The organism is Cellulophaga sp. HaHaR_3_176, assembly GCF_019021925.1.
In the GTDB taxonomy this organism is placed as follows: domain Bacteria; phylum Bacteroidota; class Bacteroidia; order Flavobacteriales; family Flavobacteriaceae; genus Cellulophaga.
The window spans coordinates 371,523-396,093 of record NZ_CP058990.1; the positions used below are offsets into that span (position 1 = coordinate 371,523).

Sequence of the window (24,571 nt, forward strand, 5' to 3'; positions counted from 1 at the left end):
TAATTACTCTTCTTCAATATAAAAATCATTTACAACTCGGTATACTGGGTATTGTAAATGAGCGTCTTCATAATATTTAGAATTCTGGTATATATATTCTAATTGCGTATACCAGTTGTTTGAGAAATTCTCATCAGTACTTTTCTTTAGTTGAAAAGCTTCATTAAGTAAGTTGTTATCTTGTAATAACTTTAAAGCAATATCTTCAAAAACATAAGGTGAGAATCCTTCTTTCTGTTGAAGAATTGCATCGAAAAAATTCCAATTAAAAAATGAATCTGTAGCTGATGGTTCTAGAGTTTCGAGAATATATCTAATACCTTCTTGTTTTACGGGTACAAAAATATCTCCTTGTAAAAATTGCACTTTTTTTGTCGAAGCTGCAACCTTTGTATCAAAATGAAGGTAATGACCTTCATAACTATTTTTTCGAGTTTCATAGTTCTCTATTTTATAAGCTTCAACTTCTACTAAAGTATCTTTTTTTAATAGAGTATAGTTTATTTTGTTTTGACTAAGTAAGTCAAGAACTTTATAATTGCTCTTTTTTAATAAGTAAGCACTTGGTATTTTAATTTTTTCAGAAGGCTTATAGTAATTTTGATATGTCACAGGTTTTGTAAAAGGTCTACTTGTATCATACTTAAGTCTATTAAATCCTGTTACCGCACTTATTAAAGTATCTGCTTCGTAACCTTTAAAATTAAGTATTGATGTTCTTGTCGTGTCTAATTCCCATTGAACTGGGTATTCTGTAAGCTCTAAAACTTCTTTATTAGATTTAGCTCTTAATTCTTTTATTTTATGGCCGTCGGTTTCTGCTATTTCCAACATTTTATTTAATATTGCATATGTGCCTTCAACCCTTTTGTTGTAAGGTTTTAACATATGTGTTTCTACCATCATGCCAACAGTATTCCATAACGTTGTGTAACCTGATGAGTATCGGGGATAATCCATAAATTGAGAAAAACCTTTTTCTGGTACGCTATTGTAAACATTTACATATGGAGTTATATCCCATTCATCTTCTGCTAGCTTTTGTTCTAATTTAGGCATTAAATTATCATTTAAATAGTCACCTAAATCAAGCCCTAATTTGTTATGTTGTGTAAATAAATGAGTAAGTGTATACTGATAATCGGCACCATTGCTCACATGGTTGTCTATAAAAATATCAGGTTTTACTAAGTGATAAATTGCAGTAAATGTTTTTGCATTTTTAGTGTCAGCCTTAATAAAATCTCTATTTAAATCGTAATTTAATGCGTTGCCTCTAAAGCCGTATGACTCTGGTCCGTTCTGGTTAGCTCGGCTATTAGAATTTCGGTTTAATGCACCGCCAATATTATATATGGGTATAGTAGTTATAACAGTGTTTTCTGGAGAAGCTATTTTTTCTATAGCTAAATCTCTAAAAAACATCATTGTTGCATCAATCCCATCACTCTCTCCGGGGTGGATACCGTTATTTATTAAAATTATAGTTTTATTCTCTTGTAATTTTTTAAAGTTAAAATCACTATCTAAATTATAAGTGACTAAATGTAGTGGATAACCACTATCTGTTTCACCAATAGTCTGAATGTTGATTTCAGGAAACTCTTTAGCAAGTTTTATGTAAAAATCTATAGTTTCGGTATAGGTAGCGGTTTCTTTTCCGTCAGATTTTTCAAATTGAGTTATGTATTCTGAAGTGCTATTTTCTGTTTGAGTTTCACAAGAAATAATTACGGAAACAAAAAATATAATGTAAAAAAATCTCATTTTGAATTAAAGTTAGTTGTTCTGCAAAGAGTGGGAACCTATTATTAAAAAAAAAATTAACTCTCTGAGTTTGTGAACTTCAAAAATAAATAAAATTATGCAGTCAATTTATTGATTGATTGTAACTTTTATAATTTGTTCTTTACTTAATGGCTTTGTGTTGTAGGTAATCGTATGGTGAGTACGTTGTGAATAATTTTTTGATTTATCTCTATCTTCTTTATTTATAGAAGAGGTTACAATATTTATTGCTAATGGTTTCGGTATGTCAAGTTCTATGAATTCTTCTAAAAATTCCCATCCATCCATGATAGGCATATTTAAATCCAAAAAAATGATTTGAGGTAGATCTGTTTTGTTTTTTATAATCTCTTTTATTTTATTTATTGCAATTTCCCCATTTTCATATGAACTAATGTCGTCGCATTTAACAGCATTGCTCAAAAGTTTTTTGGTTCCAAAAACCGTTACTTTGTCATCATCAATTATAAATATAGATTTAATCAATTTCATTAAAATAAATTTTAAAAATAGTGCCTTTACCAATTTCGCTTTTTACCTCAAATTTTCCATTCATAGCTTCAATTTGATTTTTAGCTATAAATAAACCAATCCCTTTAGATTCAGGGTTTTCGTGAAACGTTCTATACATCCCGAAAAGTTTGTTTTTATTTTTGTTTAAATCGATTCCGATACCACTATCTTTTATAATTAATATGGTCTGGTTGCTGTTTTGCTCAGCACTTATTTGAATTAAATTTTCTGTATTATTATTACTAAATTTTATAGCATTAGAAATAACAGTAAGTAATATGTTTTCTACGTAAGAAGGAATTCCGTTAATGAAAATAGACTCTTCAATTGTATTTGAAATAATAGCTTTTTTGTTTTTAATTAAATGTTTTAATTTGTTAAGAGTAAGGTCAATACTAGAGTTTATTTCAATATTAGTATTTGTTAAATTGAGATTTGTATTAATTTCAACAACTTGATTTAAATTATCTAATGTTTCTAATAAATTGTCAGATTCATTTGTTAACATTTCTAATAACTTAAGCCTTTCACATTCTTTATTTTCTTTAATTAAAAAACCAAGGAGTAAAGAGAAGTTGGCACTATGTGATCTTATATTATGAGATATTATATGTGCAAAATTTACTAGTTTTTTATTCTGAAGAGAAGTAATGTTTATTAGTCTTCTTAACTCATCTTCCTTTTCTTTAAGATAGTTAATATCTAAACTGAAACCAACAATACCTGTTATTTCATTTTGGTTATTTATAAGCGGTATTTTAGACATTAGAAAATGCGTTCTAGTACCGTCTTTTTTAATGTTTAATTTTTCTTGTTTTAATATGGGTTTTAATGAATTTATGACTTTAAGATCTTCAATTCTAGATTTTTGAGCAATTTCTTTAGGGTAAAAATCAAAATCGGTTTTTCCTACTATTTCTTCTGCAGGTAAGCCAATATAATCACACTCCGCTTTGTTTATTAAAATTTTTCTAGATTTTAAATCTTTAATATAAATGTTAAGTGGTAAATTATCTATCAATGTTGTTAAAAGTTGCTCATTTTCAACAGTTTTGGCTTGAGCTTCAACTTCTTTTGTGATGTCTTGTATAGAGCCAACTATTCCAATAAATTTATTGTTTTCAAATATAGATCTCCATGCGGCAATGGCCCAAATTTCTTTTCCTTTAGCAGTGATTAGTTGTAGTTTTTCACTCCAATAACCACTTTCATTCATGCTTTTTTTAAGACTATAAACTAACTTATCTTTACTTTTTCCAGGTTTGTAAAAATTTATTGATTTTTCAGTAGTAGGTATATAATCTTCTGTAACTTCATGAATTAGTTTGGTCATTTTACACCATACAACTTTGTCGGTCAAAGCATCGTATTCCCAACTACCGATTTTTCCAATTTCAGATTTAACATCTAGTAAAATTTCTAATGTTTCTAATCTTTGGTTTTTTAAATTTTTTTCAGTCGAATTTTCTAATTGTAATATAGCCCCGATAATGTTTTCATCTTCATCATACCACGGTTGTATTATCCATTCTAACCAAATTATTACATCTTGTTTATAATAGCTTGAGTTTTTAAGCTTATTAGAAAAACCTAAAAAGCAGTTTATGAAATCTTGTTTCCACCTATGTGATAGTTTAGGAAAAGTATTTAAAACATTAGAGCCTAATAAATCAGTTTGATTTTGATTAAACTGATTATTCCAACTATCAGATATGTATATAATCTCATAATTAAGATTAACATATGTAGTAGCTTTGGGTAGCTGCTTGATTAGGTAATTATTTTTAAGATTGACTATAGGTTTCAATGATAAGTAAGATTTATCTTACTAAAGTATATATCTATTTCTGAAGAGTAGTCTTTATTGTTGTGAATTATTGAAAATATGTGGTGATAGGTGTTATTTAGGTTTTTTTATTTAGTACGAACTGTATCAGGAACTAAACCAGTATAGTCACCTCCATTTTTTATAACATCTCGAACAATAGATGAACTGATATATGATTTGCCAGAAGAAGTAAGTAAAAAAACAGTTTCTATTTCCGATAGTTTTCTATTGGTATGTGCTATTGCTTTTTCAAATTCAAAATCACCTGGGTTTCTTAGTCCTCTTAAAATAAAAGACGCATCAACCTTTTTACAAAAATCAACAGTAAGCCCTTCATAAGTAAGTACTTTAATTTTAGGCTCGTCTTTAAAAGCTTCTTCAATAAAATGTTTACGCTCTTCTAAAGAAAACATATATTTTTTGTCAGAGTTAACACCAATCGAAATTATGAGCTCATCAAATAGTGTAATTCCTCTCAGTATTATATCGTAATGTCCTAAAGTAAGTGGGTCAAATGAACCTGGAAAAATAGCACGTCTCATAATAGTTTATTTGGTATGTTAAATCTACTTAAAATTTATTTTAAAGCTTCTTTTATCGCGTTGTCAAATAAATCAGGTAACGATATTCCTGCAATTTGTGCTTGCTGCGGTAAAATACTTTCTTCTGTTAGTCCTGGTGTTGTATTCATTTCTAACATATATGGTTCATTTTCGATGAAAATAAATTCACTTCTAGAAAACCCTTTCATTTTTAAAACTTCGTAAGCTTTTTTGGCAACAGCAACTACTTTTTCTTCTTGAACTTTTGTTAATCTAGCAGGAGTAATCTCTTGCGATTTTCCTGCGTATTTAGCTTCATAGTCAAAAAAATCGTTTTCAGATACTATTTCTGTTATAGGTAATACTTTAGTTTCTCCTTTATAGGTTATAACGCCTACTGAAACTTCAGTACCATCTAAAAAGCTTTCAATGATAATTTCATCATCCTCTTTGTAAGCATTTTCAATAGCAGCAAATAAATCTTCTTTTTTATATACTTTAGAAATACCAAAGCTACTGCCTGCTTTATTCGCTTTTACGAAACAAGGTAGGCCTACTTTTTCAGCAATAGCATCTTCATTTATAATATCACCTAAATTTAAATAATAAGAAGCAGCTGATTTAATCCCGTAAGGCTTTAAAACACTTAATAAATCTCTTTTATTAAAAGTAAGAGCTGATTGGTATGCTTCACATGATGTTTGCGGAATGTTAAGTAATTCAAAATACGATTGCATGAGGCCATCTTCGCCAGGTGAGCCGTGTATTGCGTTAAAAACACAATCAAAAGTTATTTTAGCATCACCAGAAAATATAGAAAAATCATGTTTATTGACAGAATGCTCTTCATTAGTGTCTGTTGCGTACACCCACTTGTCTTTAAAAATGTGAATTTTATAAAGATTAAATTTAGTTTTATCTAAAAATTTATAAACAACACTGCCGCTAGTTAACGATATTTTATACTCGCTAGAGTAACCGCCCATGATGATAGCTATATTTTTTTTCATGCTTAAATAGGTAATTATAATAAAGAGTCAAAGTAAAGAAAAAAGAGACTTTAATTTAATAAGAAGCGATAATTATTTTAAAGAAAGTTAATTAGCTCAAATCGTAGAATAGCAATCAAATGTTATTTCTCATTTCTTATATTTGCCGAACAATATTTTATAACATGAGAAATTTTTTAAATTTTCTAAAAAGCAGAACCTTTTTTATACAAATAGGTTTAGCAATTTTAGTATTGGTTTTAGTTGTTTTTGCAGCCTTGCAGTGGCTCAATAGTTCAACAAACCATAATGAATTTGTTGAAGTACCAGATTTAGCTAAGTTATCAGTTACTGAGATGCGAAAAGTAGTTGACGAACAAAGTTTAAGATATGAAGTTTTAGATTCAGCAAACTATAACCCTGATTACCCAAGGTTTTCTGTAATAGAACAAAACCCACCAGCAGGTAATAAAGTAAAAACGAATAGAAAAATTTACGTTACTGTTAATCCGTCAGGTTATAAAAAGGTATCAGTGCCTAAAATTATACAAGTTACATTGCGTAACGCTACAGCTAAACTTAGAGCAATAGGGTTAGATGTGCAACGAGTAACGTATATTGACGAATTCGGGAAAGATATGGTATACCGTATAAAATATAAAGGTAAGTATATAGAAGAAGGTTATAAATTACCTAAAACATCAAAAATAGAACTGGTTTGTGGTAATGGTAATCAAAGCCAAAGTGCACAAATAAAATCAGATTCAGAATAATATATGGTTGGACCAGAAGAAGGCTCGGAGTTTGAGAAAGATGAACTTTTTGAGCATCATAAAGTAGTAGCATCTAAAGGCCAAGAGCCGTTACGTGTTGATAAATTTTTAATGAATTTTATAGAGAATGCAGTTCGAAATAAAATTCAACAAGCAGCAAAAGAAGGCCATATTTGGGTTAACGATGTTGCTGTTAAACAAAATTATAAAGTAAAAGCAGGTGATGAAGTTCGTGTTTTATTCGAATACCCGCCGCATGAAGATTTATTAGTGCCTGAAGATTTACCAATAAATATCGTTTATGAAGACGATGTTTTGTTAGTTGTAAATAAAGAGCCAGGTATGGTTGTACATCCTGGTCATGGTAACTATTCTGGTACTTTAATAAATGCACTTTTGTATCATATTAAAGATTTACCGGTAAACAGAAATGAAAGACCTGGTTTAGTACATAGGATTGATAAAGATACTTCAGGACTTTTAGTGATAGCAAAAACAGATGCTGCAATGACATTTTTGTCTAAACAGTTTTTTGAAAAAACTAGTGAGCGTGAATATGTTGCATTAGTTTGGGGTAACGTAAAAGAAGAAAGTGGTACTGTAGAAGGACATATAGGTAGGCATCCTACTAATAGACTTCAGATGACCGTTTATCCTGATGGAGACCAAGGGAAAGATGCCGTGACTCACTTTAAAGTAATTGAGCGTTTAGGGTATATTACTTTAATATCTTGTAAGCTAGAAACAGGTAGAACACATCAAATTCGTGCCCATATGAAATATATAGGGCATACCTTATTTAACGATGAACGTTATGGAGGTGAACGAATTTTAAAAGGAACAACCTTTACAAAGTATAAGCAGTTTGTAGAGAATGCTTTTAAGTTATTGCCAAGGCAAGCATTGCATGCAAAAACATTAGGTTTTGTACACCCGGTTAGTAAAGAGTTTATGCGTTTCGATTCTGAAATTCCGAAGGATATGGCTCTTTGTATAGAAAAATGGAGACAGTATTCTAAAAACAGTGCTACAGAGCTTGGAGAGTCGGAATCGGAATAGATTTCGATAATACTACTATAGAAAAATGAACTTTGTTTTAGAATAAAGCACTTAGTTTCTTTAGTAATTTTACACAAATTAAAATTATGAAAATTGTTATTTCACCAGCAAAATCACTTGATTTTGAAAGCGAATTACCAACCGCAAAATATACAGAGCCTAATTTTATTAATGAGGCAAAAAAGTTAAATGCTGTTTTAGCAAAAAAGAAACCGAAAGAATTATCTGATTTAATGAAAATATCAGATAATTTGGCTCAGCTTAATTGGGAACGTAATCAGCAGTTTTCAATACCATTTACACAAAAAAATGCTAGGCCAGCAGTATATGCTTTTAACGGAGATGTTTACCAAGGGTTAGATGCGTATTCAATTACAGAAAGTAAAATTGATAAAATGCAAAATTCACTTCGCATTTTATCTGGCTTATACGGTGTTTTGAAACCATTAGATTTAATGCAGCCTTACCGTTTAGAAATGGGGACGAATTTAAAAGTTGGTAAAAATAAAAATCTATATGAATTTTGGAAAAAAGACGTAACTGAATATCTTGATTCTGAATTAGAAGAGAATGAGCTGTTTGTCAATTTAGCAAGTAATGAATACTTTAGTTCAGTAGATGAGAAAGGGTTGAAAACACCTGTGATTACACCTGTTTTTAAAGATTGGAAGAATGACAACTTAAAGGTCATAAGCTTCTATGCAAAAAAAGCAAGAGGAGCAATGGTTCGTTATATTATCGATAATAAAGTAGATACTTTAGATGATCTAAAACAATTTGATTCTGATGGTTATATGTTTAGTAAAGAACATACTTTAAAAGAAAATCAACCTGTTTTTATAAGGTAAATATTAAAGTTCAAATTTTAAAAAGAAAAAGTAACTGCAATCGTAGTTATTTTTTCTTTTTAATAGCAATTCTATTTAAAATAACTAGTGGTAAGAATGTTTATAAACCGCAATTACTGCTTCTTTTTTATATTCAATTTTTCTTCTACAGTAGGTCTTTTTTTAATTTTCCTAGGTCTTTTTGCTCCAAAAGAATTGTTGAAAATTTTTCCTTTTTTTGATTTTTTATCTCCTTTACCCATATTCTTATGTTTTTTTTAAAGCTACAGTTATTCAATTTCAATTCCAAAATTTTAGTCTTACACTATTGTTAAAACTAAAATAGTGAATAGAAGAAAGATTGTGAAAAGTTAAATTCTTTGAGCAATTTTACTCAGGTTACTTAATATACTATCAAATTGTAACAAATTTACTTAATTATATGGTTTTATATAATTGTTAAGCTATATCAAAAAATGTAAATTTGCTATTCATTATTAAGCATAAAATGCTTACTTTCTCTAAAAATTTTTAGAACACAATTTCAGATGAAAATTAAAAAGGTATTAGTAGCAAATAGGGGTGAAATAGCAATTCGTATTTTTAGAGCTTGTGTAGAAATAGGCATTAAAACAGTTGGTATTTATACCTATGAAGATCGATACTCTTTACATAGATATAAAGCAGATGAATGTTATCAAATTGGCGAAGAAAATGAACCACTAAAACCTTATTTAGATATCAATGCAATTATTAAAGTTGCAAAAGATAACGATATTGATGCTATACACCCAGGATATGGGTTTTTATCTGAAAATGCCAATTTTGCTCAGGCATGTGAAGATAATGACATCATTTTTATAGGACCCAAAGTATCTGTTTTAAAAGCTTTAGGTGATAAAATTACAGCAAAGGAAGTTGCTGTTGCAAATAATATACCTGTAATACAAAGTAGTGATAAAGATTTAATAGAGGTTGAAGTAGCATTGTCTGAAGCAAAACGAATTGGTTTTCCTGTAATGCTGAAAGCAGCTTCTGGTGGTGGTGGTCGTGGTATGCGAGTTATCAGATCTGAAGAAGAATTAAGAAAAGGGTTTCCTGAAGCTCGAAGAGAATCATTAAATGCTTTTGGAGATGACACAGTTTTTTTAGAAAAATTTGTTGAAAATCCGAAGCATATAGAAATACAAATTGTAGCTGACTTGTATGGTAATATTGTTCATCTTTTTGAACGTGATTGTTCTGTACAACGTCGTTACCAAAAAGTAATTGAGTTTGCGCCTTCTTTTGGTTTGCCACAAGAAACATTAAATAGCCTTTATACTCATGCAATAAATATCTGCAAAGCTGTAAATTATAACAATATTGGTACTGTTGAATTTTTGGTTGATGATGACGGTAGTATCTATTTTATTGAGGTAAACCCAAGAGTGCAAGTTGAGCATACGGTAACAGAAATGATTACGAATATTGATTTGATAAAAACTCAAATCTTTATTGCAGGTGGTTACAAGTTATCAGATGAACAAATAAAAATAGAAAGTCAAAAGTCTGTAAAAGTTACAGGTTACGCATTACAATGTAGAATTACAACAGAAGACCCTGCAAATGATTTTAAACCAGATTACGGGGTAGTTACTACGTACCGTAGTGCATCTGGTTTAGGTATTCGATTAGACGCGGGTAGCGTATATCAAGGCGTGGTAATTTCTCCATTTTTTGATTCTATGTTAGTTAAAGTTTCTGCTATAAGTAGAACATTAGATGGTTCTTGCCGAAAAATGCGTAGAGCATTGGCTGAATTCCGTATTCGTGGTGTTAAAACCAATATGGCTTTTTTAGATAATATTTTAAAACATCAAACATTTAGAGATGGTGACGTTACGGTTAACTTTATTAAAAACGAACCGAGCCTTTTTGAATTTGTAGAGCCTCGAGATCGTGCAAATAAATTAGTACACTTTTTAGGTGATGTTATTGTAAATGGTAATCCTGATGTAAAAAAGAAAGATTCTAATCACGTTTTTTCAAAGCCTATAGTTCCTGCATTCCCTAAATTTGATCCATATCCAAAAGGGACAAAAGATTTATTGACAGAGTTAGGGCCTGAGAAATTTTCAGAATGGTTGAAAAATGAAAAGAAAGTTCATTTTACAGATACCACAATGCGTGATGCACACCAAAGTTTGCTTGCAACACGTATGCGTACTATAGATATGATGAAGGTAGCAGAAGGCTATGCTAAAAATCATCCTGAAATTTTTAGTATGGAAGTTTGGGGAGGAGCTACTTTTGATGTTTGTTTACGTTTTTTACAAGAAAACCCATGGGAGCGCCTAGCTAGTTTGCGTAAAGCAATGCCGAATGTATTATTGCAAATGCTTATTAGAGGATCAAACGGAGTAGGGTATAAAGCCTATCCAGATAATCTTATTGAAAAATTTGTAGAACAATCATGGGAAACAGGGGTTGATGTTTTTAGAATATTTGACTCTTTAAACTGGATGGAGTCTATAGCACCTTGCATTGAACATGTACGAACAAAAACAGGTGGTTTAGCGGAAGGTTCTATTTGTTATACGGGGGATATTTTAGATAAATCTAAAAGCAAATATGATTTAAAATACTACGTACAATTAGCGAAAGATATTGAAAATGCAGGAGCACATATTTTAGGAGTAAAAGATATGGCTGGTTTATTAAAACCATATGCCGCTTATGAATTAATTTCAGCTTTAAAATCTGAAATTAATATTCCTATTCACCTACACACACACGATACATCATCAACACAGGCAGCAATGTATCTAAAAGCAGTAGAAGCTGGTGTTGATGTTGTAGACGTTGCTTTGGGAGGTTTGTCAGGCTTAACCTCTCAACCTAATTTTAATTCTGTAGTAGAAATGTTGCGTTACACAGATAGAGCAAACAATTTAAATACAGAAAAGTTAGCAGAATATTCTAACTATTGGGAAACGGTTCGTAACTATTACTACACTTTTGAGTCTGGATTAAAATCTGGAACAGGTGAAGTCTATAATCATGAAATTCCGGGTGGACAATATTCTAATTTAAAAGGGCAAGCCATTGCATTAGGGTTAGAAGATAAATTCCCGGAAATTACTAAAATGTACGGCGAAGTAAATCAGCTTTTTGGAGATGTTGTAAAAGTTACTCCAAGCTCTAAAGTTGTTGGAGATATGGCGCAATATATGATCAGCAATAGCTTAACGGTTGATGATGTGTTGACTAAAGGCGAAAGTATTTCGTTTCCAGAATCTGTTAAAAGTTTCTTTAGAGGAGATCTAGGACAGCCTGTTGGAGGTTTTCCTAAAGAGTTGCAGAAAATTATCTTAAAAGATGAAATTCCGTACACAGAAAGACCAAATGCACATTTAGAACCTATAGATTTTGATAAGGAATTTAAATCTTTTAAAAGAAAGTTTAAAGCAGGTATGGGGCGTGATTTATTAATCACTGATTTCTTATCATACCAGTTATATCCAAAAGTTTTTACAGATGCATACAATAAGCATGTAAAGTACGGGAATGTAATGAGCATACCTACCAAAAATTTCTTCTACGGTATGGAAATAGGAGAAGAGATTATGGTTGAATTAGATAAAGGTAAAAATGTACTTATCTCATTAATGCTAAAAGGAGAGCCAGATGAATCTGGTAATGTTAGTATTTATTTTAAGGTAAACGGGCAGTTGCGAAATGTAGTGGTAAAAGATACTTCGGTAAAAGTAACTAAAATTGAAAATGCGAAAGCAGATGCATCAAACCCAAAACAAATTGGGGCGCCATTACAAGGGTTATTGTCTAGTGTTTTAGTTAAAAAAGGACAAGAAGTAAAACGGAATCAGCCGCTTTTTGTAATTGAAGCTATGAAAATGGAAACAACAGTAACAGCAACGGAAGAAGGTGTTGTAGAATCTGTTCAGTTATCAGGTGGATCGTTGGTTAATTCTGATGATTTGGTTTTAACGTTAAAATAATACCTTTTGTTTTTAGACAAACGGAGGTTTTAATTCAAGTAGATTATACTACTGGAGTTAAAAATTAAATAATTAAAAATAATTTTAGATTTAGTAATCATAAAACATATGAAAGAAATACAACGGTTAGAGGAGTTTAAAAAATCGGTTAATAATAAATTTAATGTTTATAATAGTTTATTTTTAAACTTACCCTATCGACATATTGAGAATGTAGGTATGGTAATTCCTTTAATGTTAGATCAATGTCAGAAAGGATTAAAATCAGGTCAAAATCCAAAAGAAATTTTAGAAGCTTTCTTTGAGAATTTTATGACTATAGATTCAGAAAAGGATCGAATAGATTTTATGTTTCGTATTATACAGTATGTAGAGCGCCAAGTGGTATTATACGATAGTGTTGAAGATGCCGCATTTCCTAAACTGTACAAGCACAGTAATAACTTAGCAATTAAAGATTATTCTGAATTAGTTGATAAAAATAAAAGTTGGGATAAAGTTTCAGATCATTTATCTAATTTTAGTGCTCGTTTAGTACTAACAGCTCACCCTACACAATTTTATACTCCAGCTGTATTAGATATTATTTCAGAATTGAGAACATTAATTTTAGAAGATAGGATAGATGATATAGATATTGCTTTACAGCAATTAGGACTTACTTCTTTGATCAATTCTAAAAAACCAACACCATTAGATGAAGCTAAAAATATCATCTATATATTAAGAAATGTATATTATGACGCTGTTGGGGAGTTATACGCTTATTTGAAAAGAAATATTAATAATTCTGAATTTGAGAATTATAATATTATGAAGCTAGGTTTCTGGCCAGGAGGAGACCGTGATGGAAACCCATTTGTAACAGCAGACATCACCAATGACGTGGCTGATGAGCTTCGTGTTACATTAATGAAATGTTATTATAATGATCTTAAAAAACTTCAAAAAAGACTTACGTTTAGTGGGTTGCAAGATGATATAAATAAATTGAGATCTAATTTATATACTGCAATGTTTAATCCAAACAAACGCGTAGGATATCAAGATATAATAGGACCTTTAAATGAAATAAGAATTGTATTAGTAGAAAAATATCATTCTTTATATTTAGAAGAATTAGACTATTTTATAGATAAAGTAAAAATCTTCAAAACTCATTTTGCGACGCTTGATATCCGTCAAGATCATAGTATGCATATAAAAGTTATTACTGAGGTTTTAACTAAAAACAACCTTATAAAAGAAAGTTTAGATGAGCTTTCGGAAGCAGAATTAATTGATATTCTTTTACATAAAAATATCGATTTGAAAAATGGTGATTATAAAGAAGAAATTACAAATGAGACTATTAAGAATGTTTTGCAATTAAAATCGATTCAAGAAAAGAATGGAGAAGAAGGTTGTAATCGTTACATTATTAGTAACTCTGAAGATATTTTTTCTGTATTGTTTGTTTTTGCATTATTCAAATGGTGTGGTTGGGATGAAAAAGAAATAAGTTTTGACATAGTGCCTCTTTTTGAAACGATGAAAGGAATGGATGAGTCAGAAGGTATCATGCAACAATTGTTTGATATGCCAGAATATATGGCACATGTAAAACAACGTTCTGAAAAACAAACAATGATGTTAGGGTTTTCTGATGGTACAAAAGATGGAGGGTATTTAAAAGCTAACTGGTCTATTTTAAAAACCAAAGAAAGTTTATCAGGTGTTTGTGATAAAAATAATATAAAAGCAATATTTTTTGATGGTCGTGGTGGACCACCAGCACGTGGAGGAGGAAAAACACACCGTTTTTATGCTGCGCAAACAAAAGATATAGCAAACAACGAAATTCAATTAACAATACAAGGGCAGACGATTACGAGTACATATGGTACTAAAGAACAATTTATTTATAATTGTGAGCAACTTTTAACAGCAGGATTATCTAATAATTTTTATGGCGATGATAATGTTATTACAACAAGTCAAAGAGAATTAATAGAGCAACTTTCTGAATTGAGTTTTGAAAAGTATGATGACCTTAAGCATCATGATAAATTTATGTCGTACTTAGAAAATATGAGTACGCTTAAATATTACACGAAAGCAAATATTGGTAGTAGACCTGGTAAAAGAGGTAATAAGGCAAAATTAGAACTTTCTGATCTTAGAGCTATATCATTTGTTGGTTCATGGAGTCAATTGAAACAAAATGTTCCAGGTTACTTTGGCTTAGGTACCGCTATCAAGGCAATAAAGGATGAGGGCAGAATGGAAGAGGTAAAAGGTCTATATAAAAATGTTCCAGTATTTAGAGCATTAATGTCTAATAGTATGATGGCTTTATCAAAATGTTATTTTGAGTTGACAGCATATATGAAAGAAGATCCTGAGTATGGAGAGTTCTGGGTGATTCTTAAAAATGAATACGATTTATCTAAAGCAATGCTTTTAGAAATTTCAGGAATGGAAATATTAATGGAGCAGGAAGCTATTTCTCGTGAATCTATTAAAATTCGCGAAAACATTGTTCTACCTCTTTTAGTAATTCAACAATATGCATTACAGAAAATTGGTGAAGATTCTTCATTTAAAGAGTTGTATGAAAAAATTGTAACTCGTTCTCTTTACGGTAATATTAACGCGAGTCGTAATTCAGCTTAAGTATAAAATACATTTATAATACGTTATAAAAACCTGTACTCTTTTATAGAGTACAGGTTTTTTTATACTCTTTTTTGAATTTTGGTAAGATTAAGAAAATTGATAAATTTGACTATGTTATATTATTTAGGTATTGCTTTGCAAATATTTTGTGTATATCACTGTTACACAAATCGTAATTCTTATTATTGGATTATGGCAATCATTTTTCTTCCTTTAGTAGGGGCTTTGTTGTACCTTTTTATGAATGTATTTAATAAAAAAGATCTTGATAAAGTACAAGATGGTTTTACGGCAGTTATAAACCCCACGAAAAAAATAAAAGATTTAGAGAAAAAATTTAAATTTTCAAATACATTTAAAAACCAAGTTGCCTTAGCAGATTGTTATTTAGAGAGTAATATGTTAAATGATGCTATTTTAAATTATGAAAGTTCTTTAAAAGAGATGTTTTATAACGATTACCATGTAATTTCAAAACTGATAGAAGCTTATTACCAAAAGTGTGATTATGAAAAAGTAAGACAGTATGCCGAAAGAGTTACTGATGATATTAAGTTTAAAAAATCTAAAGGAGCATTTTATTATAGTTTAGCTCTTGAGAAATTAGGAGATATTGAAAAGTCAGAAATGATACTCAATCAATTCGATGCTCCTTATGCTAACTATTTAGAGCGACTTGAGCTAAGTAAGTTTTATATAAGAAACTCAAAATTAGATCAAGCAAAATTAATTTTGAATGAAATTTTAGTTGAAGCAGAAGGAATGTCTAAACAAAATCTTAAACAAAATAAAGTATTGATTAGAAGTGCTAAAGAATTGTTAGAGAGCTTTTCATGATATTTAAACACATCCACCCATACGAACCTTTTTTATTTAAAGAAGCAACAAAATTAATTGTAGGCACATTACCACCACCAAGGTTTACTTCAGGAGATTTAAAAGAAGGTGATGTCAATTTTTGCTATGGTAGTAGAGATGGTCAATTGTGGCCTATTTTAGATCGTATTTTTAATCTCGATTTAGAATTTAAAACAACGTACACAGCAATTGAACAACGCAAGCAATTTTTAAGAAATAGAAAAATAGGTATTTGCGATATTGTAGAGCGCGCAGAGCGTTCAAAAATTGACGCATCTGATTTGGGAATGCAAAATATTAGACTTCGCAATTTAATTGGCTATATAAAAGAATTTACAAAAGTCGATACCTTATTATTTACAGGAGGTAATAGTAAAAATGGCCCTGAATATTTTTTCAGAAAACATTTAAAAGAACATCAAATTAAATTAGAAGTGGTGTCAGGTATAGTACCTCGTATACATCAGTTTAAATTAGGCAGTAGAGTTGTCAAAACAATTTCTTTAACGGCGCCTTCAGGTGCTGCAAATAGGGCAGTAGGTAGTTTAGATGCATATAAGATGATGAAAAATAAAAACCCGAAATTCAATACTATTGATTTTCGGATTTTACAGTATAAAAATTATTTTTAATCGTACTAAAATTCAACAGCTAACCCAAGAGAGAATGTTGCACCGTCATATATGTTTTTTCTATTAACTAAAATATCCGTATAGTCTGAGTATGCAGCTACAAGACTATATTTTTCATTAAATTTATATACACCATTAAAACCAAAAGAAGTAAAAGTGGTGCCTTCTCCGTATAAGAATGAAGAGTTTTGATTATTATCAGAACCTGAAGATAGTTTTTCTTGTATTTTAAGTTTTCCGATAAGATAAAATTTGTCTAAAAATAAATGACCTAATTCAGCACCTGCTTGTATTTGATTGCTAAATGATTCTGTTCTGAAATTTACTCCAGAGTAAATACTTCCATATGTTTTTCCATTAGGAAAAGAATGTGATGCAATTAAATTTGTCCAGATATTAAATTCACCATCAGAGGTTGGTAAGTTTATAGTATTAATTTGCCCAAAATCATCAGGTTGTTTTGCAGTTGCAAAATTTACACCATCGTTTGTTGGTATATCTAAATCAACCTGTATAGCAATAGGTGTTTCCTTAAATATGCGATATTTAAAACCAAGTTTAACACTACCGATGCCCGCAACAGTTTCTGTTGTGCTAAAGCTATTCAAAACAACAGCAGGAACATCTAAAATTGTAGTTAAACGGTCTGTAATGCCATACTCACCGTATAAAGAAATATTATGGGTATTAAATGTGCTACCTTCATCAGAAAGTGACCCAGTGGTCGTGTAATAATTGTGTGAAGAAAAAGTTGAAGCAGTAAGTTGTCCATAAAAACCTTTAGCTTCTCTAGTCCAACCACTTTGTGCGTTAATTTTAAATGTTATTAAGAATAACATAAAGGCTATTAAAAATATGTTTCTTTTCATTTCTGCTTTTTTTGCGTTTTGTATGTATAAAGTCAATTACTTTAGACTTAAAAAATAGAACACCCTTGTGTAAACATATAAAAAGTTTTAAGCTTACTTTAAGGGTGTTTATAATTATATTATTAGTTTAATTCAGCGTTTCCGAAAGGAATGTTAGCTGTTGCACACCATAAAATTATATGAGTATATTTTGCGTCAGGAGCTTCAGTTAATTTGATGAATTTTTCACCATTGGCACTTACGTTACCAATCAACATAAGTTCTGGGTTTCCATTTCCTGGGTCTGGAGTATATACTGAAGATGTAGATAAAAAGATACCTACAGTACCAGTACCTAATTCTGTTGTAAAGTCACTTCCAAAATGAACGAAATTAGAACTATCAGTATCTGTTCCTACTTCTACGGTACCAGCAGTTGGTGTTCCGTTTTCTGCAACAAAACTACCTGCACTTACTACAGTTAAATCTCCATTAGGTAAAGATGAATCAACGATTACTGTTTCTATTATTGTTTCAGTTTCGTTATCATCATCAGAACAGCTAACTGTTAACATAAAAATTGATACAAATGCTACTTTAGAGATTAAATAAAATCCTTTTTTCATAATAATTTACTTTATAATTAATTAAATTGTTTTTTAAATTGGTAGAGTTAATTGCCTCTTCCAATCTTACATCGACAAACTTATAGGTAATAAATCACGGAAATATCACAGAAATATAAAGAAAGAATTATGAGTAGCTATCTTGCTGTAATTGAAATGTTTTAAAGTTAAAAATTAATTGATAAGTGAGGTGAATATTAAATAGCGCGTTCTTTAAATAAAAAAAGCCACAATTTCAAATATGAAATTGTGGCTTTAAAAAACAACATAATAAACTATCTTTTGTTTTGTTGGTTTTTTATAGTTTGTTTTTCTATGTCAAACTTATTTGTTTTTTGACTTGTGTTGCCAGTTGGGTTTGTAGGGTTTGTTTGTTTTACTTTTCTTTTCAACCTTTTATTATCTATAATTCCCATAGTTATATCTTTTTTTATATTTGAATACCAAGATATGAAGAAGATGCTTTTTTCTCCGTTAAGGCAATTGTAAAGCTTTGTTATAAGCTTGTTAAACTAATTTAAAGGAGTCGATAATAAGCTGTAAAAAGTACGAATGCCATAACCAATCTGACTAATTTTTAAGTTTTCGTCTGGGCTATGTTGATTGTTGTCAGGGTTTACCATTGGAATTATAAATGCAGGAATCTTTAATTCATTAATAAAAGGAGCAATAGGTACTGTACCTCCCATAAGTCTAATTTGAACTACGTCATCTTTAAATTCCTTTTCCAAATTACTTAAAATAAAATTACCATACATGTTGTTCAGGTCTGTTCTAAAAGCATCTGTTACATCTGTCTCAGTTATTTTTATAACACGATTATACTTTAAACGTTCTTCAGTAGTAGGTTCTTTTACTGTTATAAAATACCCTTGTGTTTCAATATGTTTTTTTATAAGAGATTTTAATCGAGCACCATCAGTTTCTGGTACTAATCGTATGTCAAGTTCAGCAGTAGCAATTTCAGGAATAATAGTCCTTGCCTCTTCACCGGTCCATCCAGAAGATAGTCCTCTAATATTTAAAGATGGATATTGAAGAGACTCTTGGTAAAATGTGCCAACTTTTTCAGGAGCGTGTATTTGTAAATTTTTATTGATAATAGTAGCTTCATCAGGTACGTTTTTTAGAATATTCATGGTTTCTTCATCAATAGCAATACCGTCATAATATCCATTTATAATGACTTTTCCATCATTGTTTTTCATGCTTGCTAATAATTGAGATAATTGTAAAGCAGGGTTTGGAGCATAGTTACCAAAGTGACCGCTATGTTGAGGTTTTATTGGTCCATATGTCGTAAGGCTCATAGTAGTAATACCTCTACAACCATAAATTATAGTTGGCTTTCCTGAACTATGAACAGGACCATCATTGATAATCAAAAAATCAGCTTCTAAAAGTTCTCTATATTCTTTAACAGCTTTCGGCAAAGGTTTACTGCCTTTTTCTTCTTCACTATCTAAAATAATTTTAACATTAAAAGGAAGTTCAATGTTGTTTTTTTTCAATAAATCAAAAGCATTTAAAAACATTACAATGGGCCCTTTGTCGTCAGATGTTGATCTGCCGAATAAACGCCACTCTTCATTAAAATTTTTGTTTAAATCTTCAAAAGATTCATTTTTAAAGCCATCAGCATCAGGAGATTTTAAAATAACTTCATAGGGATTTTTTTGAGTCCATTTTGATGCGTCTACAGGTTGACCATCAAAATGCATATAAAAAAGAATTGTAGATTTTCCTTCAACAATAGGTAACGTTGCAAAAAACAATGATTCTCCTGTAGTAGGTAAAATAGAAGTATTAAAACCTCTTTCTGTAAATTTTTTAGTTAACCAGGTTAAATTTCTATTGATGTTAGCATGGTCAGAAGCATTGTTTGGGATAGATGCAAAATCTCGTATTTCGTCAATACTATGTTTAATTTGAGACTGTAATTGAGCTTTTTCTTGAGCACTCATAACAACACTTGCCATAGTAAAAAGGCAAATTAAAATGTTCTTCATTTTGATGTTTTAGTTTTTTTGAAAAGTAAAATTAAATGTATGAGATTTTTATTAGAACAGTACCTTTTATTGCTGTATTAACATAAAAAAATCCATTCTTGAATGTTAAATCAAAAATGGATTTTCATATTACTTATGTAACAGTTTTTAACGAATTTCTTTCACAAAATTAGAAATAGTCTTTACTCCGTTTTCTGTTAAATGTTTTATGAATGCGGAACCAATAATAGCCCCTTTAGCATATTTAGTTGCTCGGTTAAAAGTATCTGTATTATTTATACCAAACCCAACAATTTGTGGATTTTTAAGTTTCATAGATGCAATACGTTCAAAATATTTTGTTTGTTCATCACCAAAGCCAGACTTAGAGCCTGTAACACTTGCAGTACTTACCATATAAATAAAGGCATCAGAAGCTTCATCTATTTGTTTGATACGTTTATCACTTGTTTGTGGAGTAATTAAAAAGATATTTTTTAAATCGTATTTTTTAAAAATAGCTTCATATTCATCTTGGTAAACATCTAAAGGAAGATCGGGCATAATTAAACCATCGATACCAATTTCTGCACATTTTTCACAAAAAGCTTCAACACCATATTGTAACATTGGGTTAAAATATCCCATCAGTATTAAGGGAATCGAAACCGATTTTCGGATGTCTTTTAACTGCTCAAAAAGTAAATTGGTTGTCATGCCGTTTTTTAATGCAATCGTAGAACTGTTTTGTATTGTAGGCCCGTCAGCTAATGGGTCACTAAAAGGCAATCCTATTTCAATCATATCTATACCACTAGCTTCTAAATCTTGAATGACTTTAACAGTATCATTAATAGAAGGGTAACCTGCTGTGAAATATATAGAAAGGAGTTTTTTATTCTCCTGCATTTTTTGATTTATTCTGTTCATCTTATTTGTTCTTAAAAATAATTTATAAGTTGAAATATTTTATATAATTATCTAAATCTTTATCTCCACGGCCAGATAAGCTTATAACAACTACATCGTCTGGTTTAAAAGTTTTATGTTTAAAAATTGCCAAAGCATGGCTACTTTCAATTGCAGGAATAATACCTTCTAATTTTGTTAGTTCTAAGCCAGATATCATAGCTTCATCATCTGTAGCAGAATAAAATTCGCCTCTGCCAGTTTTGTATAAATGTGCATGCATCGGTCCAACACCAGGGTAATCTAATCCTGCTGAAATAGAATAAGGTTCTGTTATTTGTCCATCATTAGTTTGCATTAACAAGGTTTTACAACCATGAATAACACCTTCATTACCTAAGGCCGATGTAGCAGCACTTTCTCCAGAATTAACTCCTTTTCCAGCGGCTTCAACAGCAATAATACCAACCTCTTTTTCATGAAGAAAGTGATAATAAGTGCCTGCAGCATTACTACCCCCGCCAATACAAGCAACTACATAATCAGGGTTTTCACGGCCTTCTTTTTCTTTTAACTGCCATTTTATTTCTTCAGATATTATAGACTGAAACCTTGTTACCATATCAGGATAAGGATGTGGTCCAATTGCAGAACCAATAATATAATGTGTGTCTACAGGGTTATTGATCCAATCACGAATAGCCTCATTTGTAGCATCTTTTAATGTTCTACTGCCAGATAGTGCAGGTCTAACTTCAGCACCTAGCATTTTCATGCGAGCTACATTTGGTGCTTGGCGAGCGATATCTATTTCGCCCATATAAACAACACATTGCATACCCATTAAAGCGCAAACTGTAGCTGTAGCAACGCCATGTTGGCCTGCACCAGTTTCAGCAATAATTCTAGTTTTTTTCAACCTCTTAGCCATTAAAATTTGACCAATAGTATTGTTTACTTTGTGTGCACCAGTATGGTTTAAATCTTCTCGTTTTAAATAAACTTTAGTATTGTATTTTTCTGATAATCGCTTTGCGAAATATAAAGGAGAAGGTCTGCCAACATAATCTTTCAATAGTTGGTCAAACTCTTTTTTAAATTCAGGTTCAGCCATAACTTTTAAATAGTTTTGGCGTAACTCTTCAACATTAGGATATAACATTTCGGGGATGTAGGCGCCACCAAATTCTCCGTAATATCCTTTTTCAGTTACATTGTAATTCATAGCTTTTCTTTTAATGCTTGCAATAAATTAATATTTTTTAGACCAGGCTCAATTTCAAATTTACTATTCACATCAATAGCATGACAATATTTTGAAGCTGGTATTTTTAAAAACAATTCTAATTGATCTAATTCCCCTAATCCGATACCACCACTTAAAAAATAAGGTTTTTTAGAAGGGTAACTTTTTAAAACATCCCAATTAAATGTATAACCATTTCCTCCAGGTAATTTTCCTTTCGTATCAAATAGGTAAAAATCAGTAATAGCTTCATAAGGTTTTAAAACATCAAAGTTAAATTCATCTTTAATGGAGAATACTTTTATTATTTGAATTTTCTTAAGGTCATTTTTTAATTTTTCGCAAAATTCCGGAGTTTCTTTTCCGTGTAGCTGGACCGCTAGAAGTTTATATTTTTTTACTTTTTCTTTTATTTCATCAAGCGTAGCATCTACAAAAACACCAACTTTTTTAATTTGATGCGGTATACTTTCTAAATCTCCAGTAAAGTTTCTTTTTGAATGTTCCCAGAAAATAAACCCTAAATAATCTGGCTGTAATGCTGCAACATTAGCTGTATTTAATTTCATACCACAAATTTTCAACTTTATGGTATTGTTCTCTAAAGTTGTTGGTACATCATCTTTAACAGTGTAATTGTAAGCAGCCATACTTATAAATTAGATTCTAATTGATTAATGAACATTTTGGCATTTTCACCAGGGTTATTAGTTTTCATGAAATTTTCTCCAATTAAAAAACCTTGATAACCATAAGCTTTCAAATCTTTAATAGCCTCAATAGAGCTTATTCCACTCTCAGAAACTTTTACAAAATCATCAGGAATTATTTTTGAAAGTGATTTACTAGTATTTAAACTAACTTCAAAAGTTTTTAAATTTCTATTATTAACACCTAACATATCTAAACTTGGCATTATCGATTTATGCAATTCTTCCTCATTATGTACTTCAAGTAATACATTTAAATTTAAACTCTTAGCAAATTCAGATAGCTTTTTTATTTCTTGCTTAGTAAGTATTGCTGCTATTAATAAAATAACATCAGCACCATAAGCTTTAGCTTCTAATAGCTGATATTCATTTATAATAAATTCTTTTCTTAAAAGAGGGAATTTGGTTGCTGATCGAGCGATAATTAAATCATCAAGCGAGCCTCCAAAGTATTTAGCGTCGGTTAAAACAGACATTCCGCAAACTCCTGCATTTTCATAGCCTAATGCTACATCTTGTACATTTAAGCTTTGGTTTATTTCTGATTTAGAAGGCGATCGTCTTTTGTGCTCTGCAATAATTCCTGAGGTGCTATTTCTTAATGCATTAGCTAAGGAGTTTTCAGGTCTGTCAAACAATACAGATTTTTCTAATTGAGAAACAGGTATTAATGATTTTCTTAAATCTACTTCTAAGCGTTTGTCAAATACTATTTTATCTAAAATATTCATTTTATGAAGCACTTAGTGTTTGTAATTTTTTTAATGCTGCTAGTCCTTTTCCACTCACTAACGATTCTTTAGCTTTTTCAAAACCTTCAATCGGACTCAAGTTTTCTACAGTAGCAATTGCAATACCAGCGTTGGCACAAACTACATTGTTCTGAGCTTCGGTACCTTTACCTTTTAATATGTTTAAGAATATTTGAGCAGACTCTTCGATACTATCACCGCCAGCAATCTGACTCATGGTTACAGCATTCACTCCAAAATCTGAAGGCTTAAGCATGCTTTCTGTTTTGTTAGAAATTGTTTTGGTATTACCTGTTAATGATATTTCATCATAACCATCTAGTGCATGCAGTACAGTAAAATTTTTGTCAGTATTCTGATATAAATATCCGTACATTCTGGCTAATTCTAAATTAAAAACACCTACCATTTGATTTTTAGGGAATGCAGGATTTACCATTGGACCTAACATATTAAAAAATGTTTTAACTGCTAATTCTTTTCTAATAGGAGCTACATTTTTCATAGCAGGGTGAAATAGGGGAGCATGAAGCACACAAATACCAGCTTCATCAATAGATTTTTCTAAAAAGCCAACATCATTGCTAAACTTGATACCTAAAAATTCCATTACATTACTACTACCACATTTAGATGAAACACCATAGTTACCATGTTTAGTAACTTTTATTCCTGCTCCTGCAGTAACAAAAGAAGCTAATGTTGATATATTGAAAGTGTCTTTACCATCACCACCAGTACCACATAAGTCGATAGGGTTGTATGCAGATAAATCGACAGCCAAGCATAATTCTAATAAAGCATCACGGAAACCTTCTAACTCATCAATAGTAACACTACGCATCATATATACTGTTAAAAAAGCGGCAATCTGGCTAGTGTTATAGTCACCTTTAGCAATATTTACTAAAATGCGTTTAGCATCTTCTTTAGGTAAAACATCGTGATTAATTAGTCTGTTTAGTGTGTCTTTCATAATTCCTATTCCTTATACTCAATATTCTCTTTTATTCTTTTTCTA

Annotated in this window: 22 protein-coding genes; 7 read left to right on the plus strand and 15 right to left on the minus strand. The window is 30.5% G+C overall.

From position 1 onward, the window contains the following. Window positions 1–3: 3 nt before the first annotated feature. From H0I23_RS01675 to H0I23_RS01695, 5 genes are all read right to left on the minus strand, one after another. Window positions 4–1,767 carry a M14 family metallopeptidase gene (locus H0I23_RS01675; RefSeq protein WP_216784744.1) on the minus strand — a complete coding sequence of 588 codons (1,764 nt, stop codon included), beginning with the start codon at window positions 1,765–1,767 and terminating at the stop codon, window positions 4–6. A 108-nt stretch (window positions 1,768–1,875) separates the two neighbouring features. Then, window positions 1,876–2,280, minus strand: coding sequence for a two-component system response regulator (locus H0I23_RS01680; protein ID WP_216784745.1), 405 nt, complete (start codon window positions 2,278–2,280; stop codon window positions 1,876–1,878). Then, window positions 2,267–4,108: a PAS domain-containing sensor histidine kinase gene (locus tag H0I23_RS01685; protein WP_216784746.1), complete on the minus strand. Its 1,842-nt coding sequence runs from the start codon at window positions 4,106–4,108 to the stop codon at window positions 2,267–2,269. Before H0I23_RS01685 ends, H0I23_RS01680 begins: the two co-directional genes overlap by 14 nt. A gap of 107 nt (window positions 4,109–4,215) precedes the next feature. Continuing rightward, window positions 4,216–4,671, minus strand: coding sequence for a pantetheine-phosphate adenylyltransferase (gene coaD / locus H0I23_RS01690; RefSeq protein ID WP_216784747.1), 456 nt, complete (start codon window positions 4,669–4,671; stop codon window positions 4,216–4,218). Between the two features lie 35 nt (window positions 4,672–4,706). Further along, entirely contained in the window at window positions 4,707–5,681 is a 975-nt protein-coding gene (locus H0I23_RS01695; RefSeq protein ID WP_216784748.1) for a D-alanine--D-alanine ligase, read from the minus strand. 164 nt (window positions 5,682–5,845) lie between these two features. Here H0I23_RS01695 and H0I23_RS01700 point away from each other — a divergent pair, with 164 nt between their 5' ends. The 3 genes from H0I23_RS01700 to yaaA all read left to right on the plus strand — a co-directional run bounded on the left by H0I23_RS01700 (window position 5,846) and on the right by yaaA (window position 8,340). Then, on the plus strand, window positions 5,846–6,433 hold the full coding sequence (locus H0I23_RS01700) for a PASTA domain-containing protein (RefSeq protein ID WP_216784749.1): 588 nt from the start codon (window positions 5,846–5,848) through the stop codon (window positions 6,431–6,433). Between the two features lie 3 nt (window positions 6,434–6,436). Beyond that, a complete protein-coding gene (locus tag H0I23_RS01705; RefSeq protein ID WP_216784750.1) occupies window positions 6,437–7,492 on the plus strand; it encodes an RluA family pseudouridine synthase in 1,056 nt (351 codons plus the stop codon). An 86-nt stretch (window positions 7,493–7,578) separates the two neighbouring features. After that, complete coding sequence (gene yaaA / locus H0I23_RS01710; protein ID WP_216784751.1) at window positions 7,579–8,340, plus strand: peroxide stress protein YaaA; 762 nt, start codon at window positions 7,579–7,581, stop codon at window positions 8,338–8,340. 113 nt (window positions 8,341–8,453) lie between these two features. On the opposite strand, the gene H0I23_RS01715 is transcribed toward yaaA, so the two are convergent. Beyond that, a complete protein-coding gene (locus tag H0I23_RS01715) occupies window positions 8,454–8,582 on the minus strand; it encodes a 30S ribosomal protein THX (RefSeq protein WP_216784752.1) in 129 nt (42 codons plus the stop codon). 285 nt (window positions 8,583–8,867) lie between these two features. Here H0I23_RS01715 and H0I23_RS01720 point away from each other — a divergent pair, with 285 nt between their 5' ends. The 4 genes from H0I23_RS01720 to H0I23_RS01735 all read left to right on the plus strand — a co-directional run bounded on the left by H0I23_RS01720 (window position 8,868) and on the right by H0I23_RS01735 (window position 16,468). Next, the gene (locus H0I23_RS01720; RefSeq protein WP_216784753.1) at window positions 8,868–12,320 is read left to right on the plus strand and encodes a pyruvate carboxylase; all 3,453 of its coding nucleotides are present in this window, start codon (window positions 8,868–8,870) and stop codon (window positions 12,318–12,320) included. 108 nt (window positions 12,321–12,428) lie between these two features. Next, a complete protein-coding gene (locus tag H0I23_RS01725) occupies window positions 12,429–14,975 on the plus strand; it encodes a phosphoenolpyruvate carboxylase (RefSeq protein WP_216784754.1) in 2,547 nt (848 codons plus the stop codon). 195 nt (window positions 14,976–15,170) lie between these two features. Continuing rightward, window positions 15,171–15,815, plus strand: coding sequence for a hypothetical protein (locus H0I23_RS01730; protein WP_254073635.1), 645 nt, complete (start codon window positions 15,171–15,173; stop codon window positions 15,813–15,815). Continuing rightward, a complete protein-coding gene (locus H0I23_RS01735; RefSeq protein WP_216784756.1) occupies window positions 15,812–16,468 on the plus strand; it encodes a uracil-DNA glycosylase family protein in 657 nt (218 codons plus the stop codon). The genes H0I23_RS01730 and H0I23_RS01735 overlap by 4 nt, the downstream gene beginning before the upstream one ends. A gap of 5 nt (window positions 16,469–16,473) precedes the next feature. On the opposite strand, the gene H0I23_RS01740 is transcribed toward H0I23_RS01735, so the two are convergent. From H0I23_RS01740 to trpD, 9 genes are all read right to left on the minus strand, one after another. After that, window positions 16,474–17,337, minus strand: coding sequence for a hypothetical protein (locus H0I23_RS01740; RefSeq protein WP_216784757.1), 864 nt, complete (start codon window positions 17,335–17,337; stop codon window positions 16,474–16,476). Between the two features lie 122 nt (window positions 17,338–17,459). After that, the gene (locus H0I23_RS01745; protein WP_216784758.1) at window positions 17,460–17,942 is read right to left on the minus strand and encodes a DM13 domain-containing protein; all 483 of its coding nucleotides are present in this window, start codon (window positions 17,940–17,942) and stop codon (window positions 17,460–17,462) included. A 275-nt stretch (window positions 17,943–18,217) separates the two neighbouring features. Next, window positions 18,218–18,358, minus strand: a complete 141-nt coding sequence (locus H0I23_RS01750) for a hypothetical protein (protein ID WP_216784760.1) — start codon at window positions 18,356–18,358, stop codon at window positions 18,218–18,220. Between the two features lie 96 nt (window positions 18,359–18,454). Further along, window positions 18,455–19,951 carry a M20/M25/M40 family metallo-hydrolase gene (locus H0I23_RS01755; protein WP_216784761.1) on the minus strand — a complete coding sequence of 499 codons (1,497 nt, stop codon included), beginning with the start codon at window positions 19,949–19,951 and terminating at the stop codon, window positions 18,455–18,457. A gap of 147 nt (window positions 19,952–20,098) precedes the next feature. After that, entirely contained in the window at window positions 20,099–20,860 is a 762-nt protein-coding gene (gene trpA / locus H0I23_RS01760) for a tryptophan synthase subunit alpha (protein WP_216784762.1), read from the minus strand. Window positions 20,861–20,882: 22 nt separating this feature from the next. Next, on the minus strand, window positions 20,883–22,064 hold the full coding sequence (gene trpB, locus H0I23_RS01765) for a tryptophan synthase subunit beta (protein ID WP_216784763.1): 1,182 nt from the start codon (window positions 22,062–22,064) through the stop codon (window positions 20,883–20,885). After that, window positions 22,061–22,735 carry a phosphoribosylanthranilate isomerase gene (locus H0I23_RS01770; protein WP_216784765.1) on the minus strand — a complete coding sequence of 225 codons (675 nt, stop codon included), beginning with the start codon at window positions 22,733–22,735 and terminating at the stop codon, window positions 22,061–22,063. The genes trpB and H0I23_RS01770 overlap by 4 nt, the downstream gene beginning before the upstream one ends. Window positions 22,736–22,737: 2 nt before the next feature. After that, window positions 22,738–23,529: an indole-3-glycerol phosphate synthase TrpC gene (gene trpC / locus H0I23_RS01775; protein WP_216784766.1), complete on the minus strand. Its 792-nt coding sequence runs from the start codon at window positions 23,527–23,529 to the stop codon at window positions 22,738–22,740. 1 nt (window position 23,530) lies between these two features. After that, a complete protein-coding gene (trpD, locus tag H0I23_RS01780) occupies window positions 23,531–24,526 on the minus strand; it encodes an anthranilate phosphoribosyltransferase (protein ID WP_216784767.1) in 996 nt (331 codons plus the stop codon). Window positions 24,527–24,571 lie beyond the last annotated feature (45 nt).

Coding starts and splice junctions, on each gene's coding strand:
- H0I23_RS01705 (WP_216784750.1), top strand. CDS start 6,437: ATGGTTGGACCAGAAGAAGGCTCGGAGTTTGAGAAAGATGAACTTTTT.
- H0I23_RS01740 (WP_216784757.1), bottom strand. CDS start 17,337: ATGAAAAGAAACATATTTTTAATAGCCTTTATGTTATTCTTAATAACA.
- H0I23_RS01735 (WP_216784756.1), top strand. CDS start 15,812: ATGATATTTAAACACATCCACCCATACGAACCTTTTTTATTTAAAGAA.
- H0I23_RS01695 (WP_216784748.1), bottom strand. CDS start 5,681: ATGAAAAAAAATATAGCTATCATCATGGGCGGTTACTCTAGCGAGTAT.
- yaaA (WP_216784751.1), top strand. CDS start 7,579: ATGAAAATTGTTATTTCACCAGCAAAATCACTTGATTTTGAAAGCGAA.
- H0I23_RS01675 (WP_216784744.1), bottom strand. CDS start 1,767: ATGAGATTTTTTTACATTATATTTTTTGTTTCCGTAATTATTTCTTGT.
- H0I23_RS01680 (WP_216784745.1), bottom strand. CDS start 2,280: ATGAAATTGATTAAATCTATATTTATAATTGATGATGACAAAGTAACG.
- H0I23_RS01715 (WP_216784752.1), bottom strand. CDS start 8,582: ATGGGTAAAGGAGATAAAAAATCAAAAAAAGGAAAAATTTTCAACAAT.
- H0I23_RS01755 (WP_216784761.1), bottom strand. CDS start 19,951: ATGAAGAACATTTTAATTTGCCTTTTTACTATGGCAAGTGTTGTTATG.
- trpC (WP_216784766.1), bottom strand. CDS start 23,529: ATGAATATTTTAGATAAAATAGTATTTGACAAACGCTTAGAAGTAGAT.
- H0I23_RS01725 (WP_216784754.1), top strand. CDS start 12,429: ATGAAAGAAATACAACGGTTAGAGGAGTTTAAAAAATCGGTTAATAAT.
- H0I23_RS01770 (WP_216784765.1), bottom strand. CDS start 22,735: ATGGCTGCTTACAATTACACTGTTAAAGATGATGTACCAACAACTTTA.
- H0I23_RS01730 (WP_254073635.1), top strand. CDS start 15,171: ATGGCAATCATTTTTCTTCCTTTAGTAGGGGCTTTGTTGTACCTTTTT.
- trpA (WP_216784762.1), bottom strand. CDS start 20,860: ATGAACAGAATAAATCAAAAAATGCAGGAGAATAAAAAACTCCTTTCT.
- H0I23_RS01745 (WP_216784758.1), bottom strand. CDS start 17,942: ATGAAAAAAGGATTTTATTTAATCTCTAAAGTAGCATTTGTATCAATT.
- H0I23_RS01700 (WP_216784749.1), top strand. CDS start 5,846: ATGAGAAATTTTTTAAATTTTCTAAAAAGCAGAACCTTTTTTATACAA.
- coaD (WP_216784747.1), bottom strand. CDS start 4,671: ATGAGACGTGCTATTTTTCCAGGTTCATTTGACCCACTTACTTTAGGA.
- H0I23_RS01720 (WP_216784753.1), top strand. CDS start 8,868: ATGAAAATTAAAAAGGTATTAGTAGCAAATAGGGGTGAAATAGCAATT.
- trpD (WP_216784767.1), bottom strand. CDS start 24,526: ATGAAAGACACACTAAACAGACTAATTAATCACGATGTTTTACCTAAA.
- trpB (WP_216784763.1), bottom strand. CDS start 22,064: ATGAATTACAATGTAACTGAAAAAGGATATTACGGAGAATTTGGTGGC.
- H0I23_RS01750 (WP_216784760.1), bottom strand. CDS start 18,358: ATGGGAATTATAGATAATAAAAGGTTGAAAAGAAAAGTAAAACAAACA.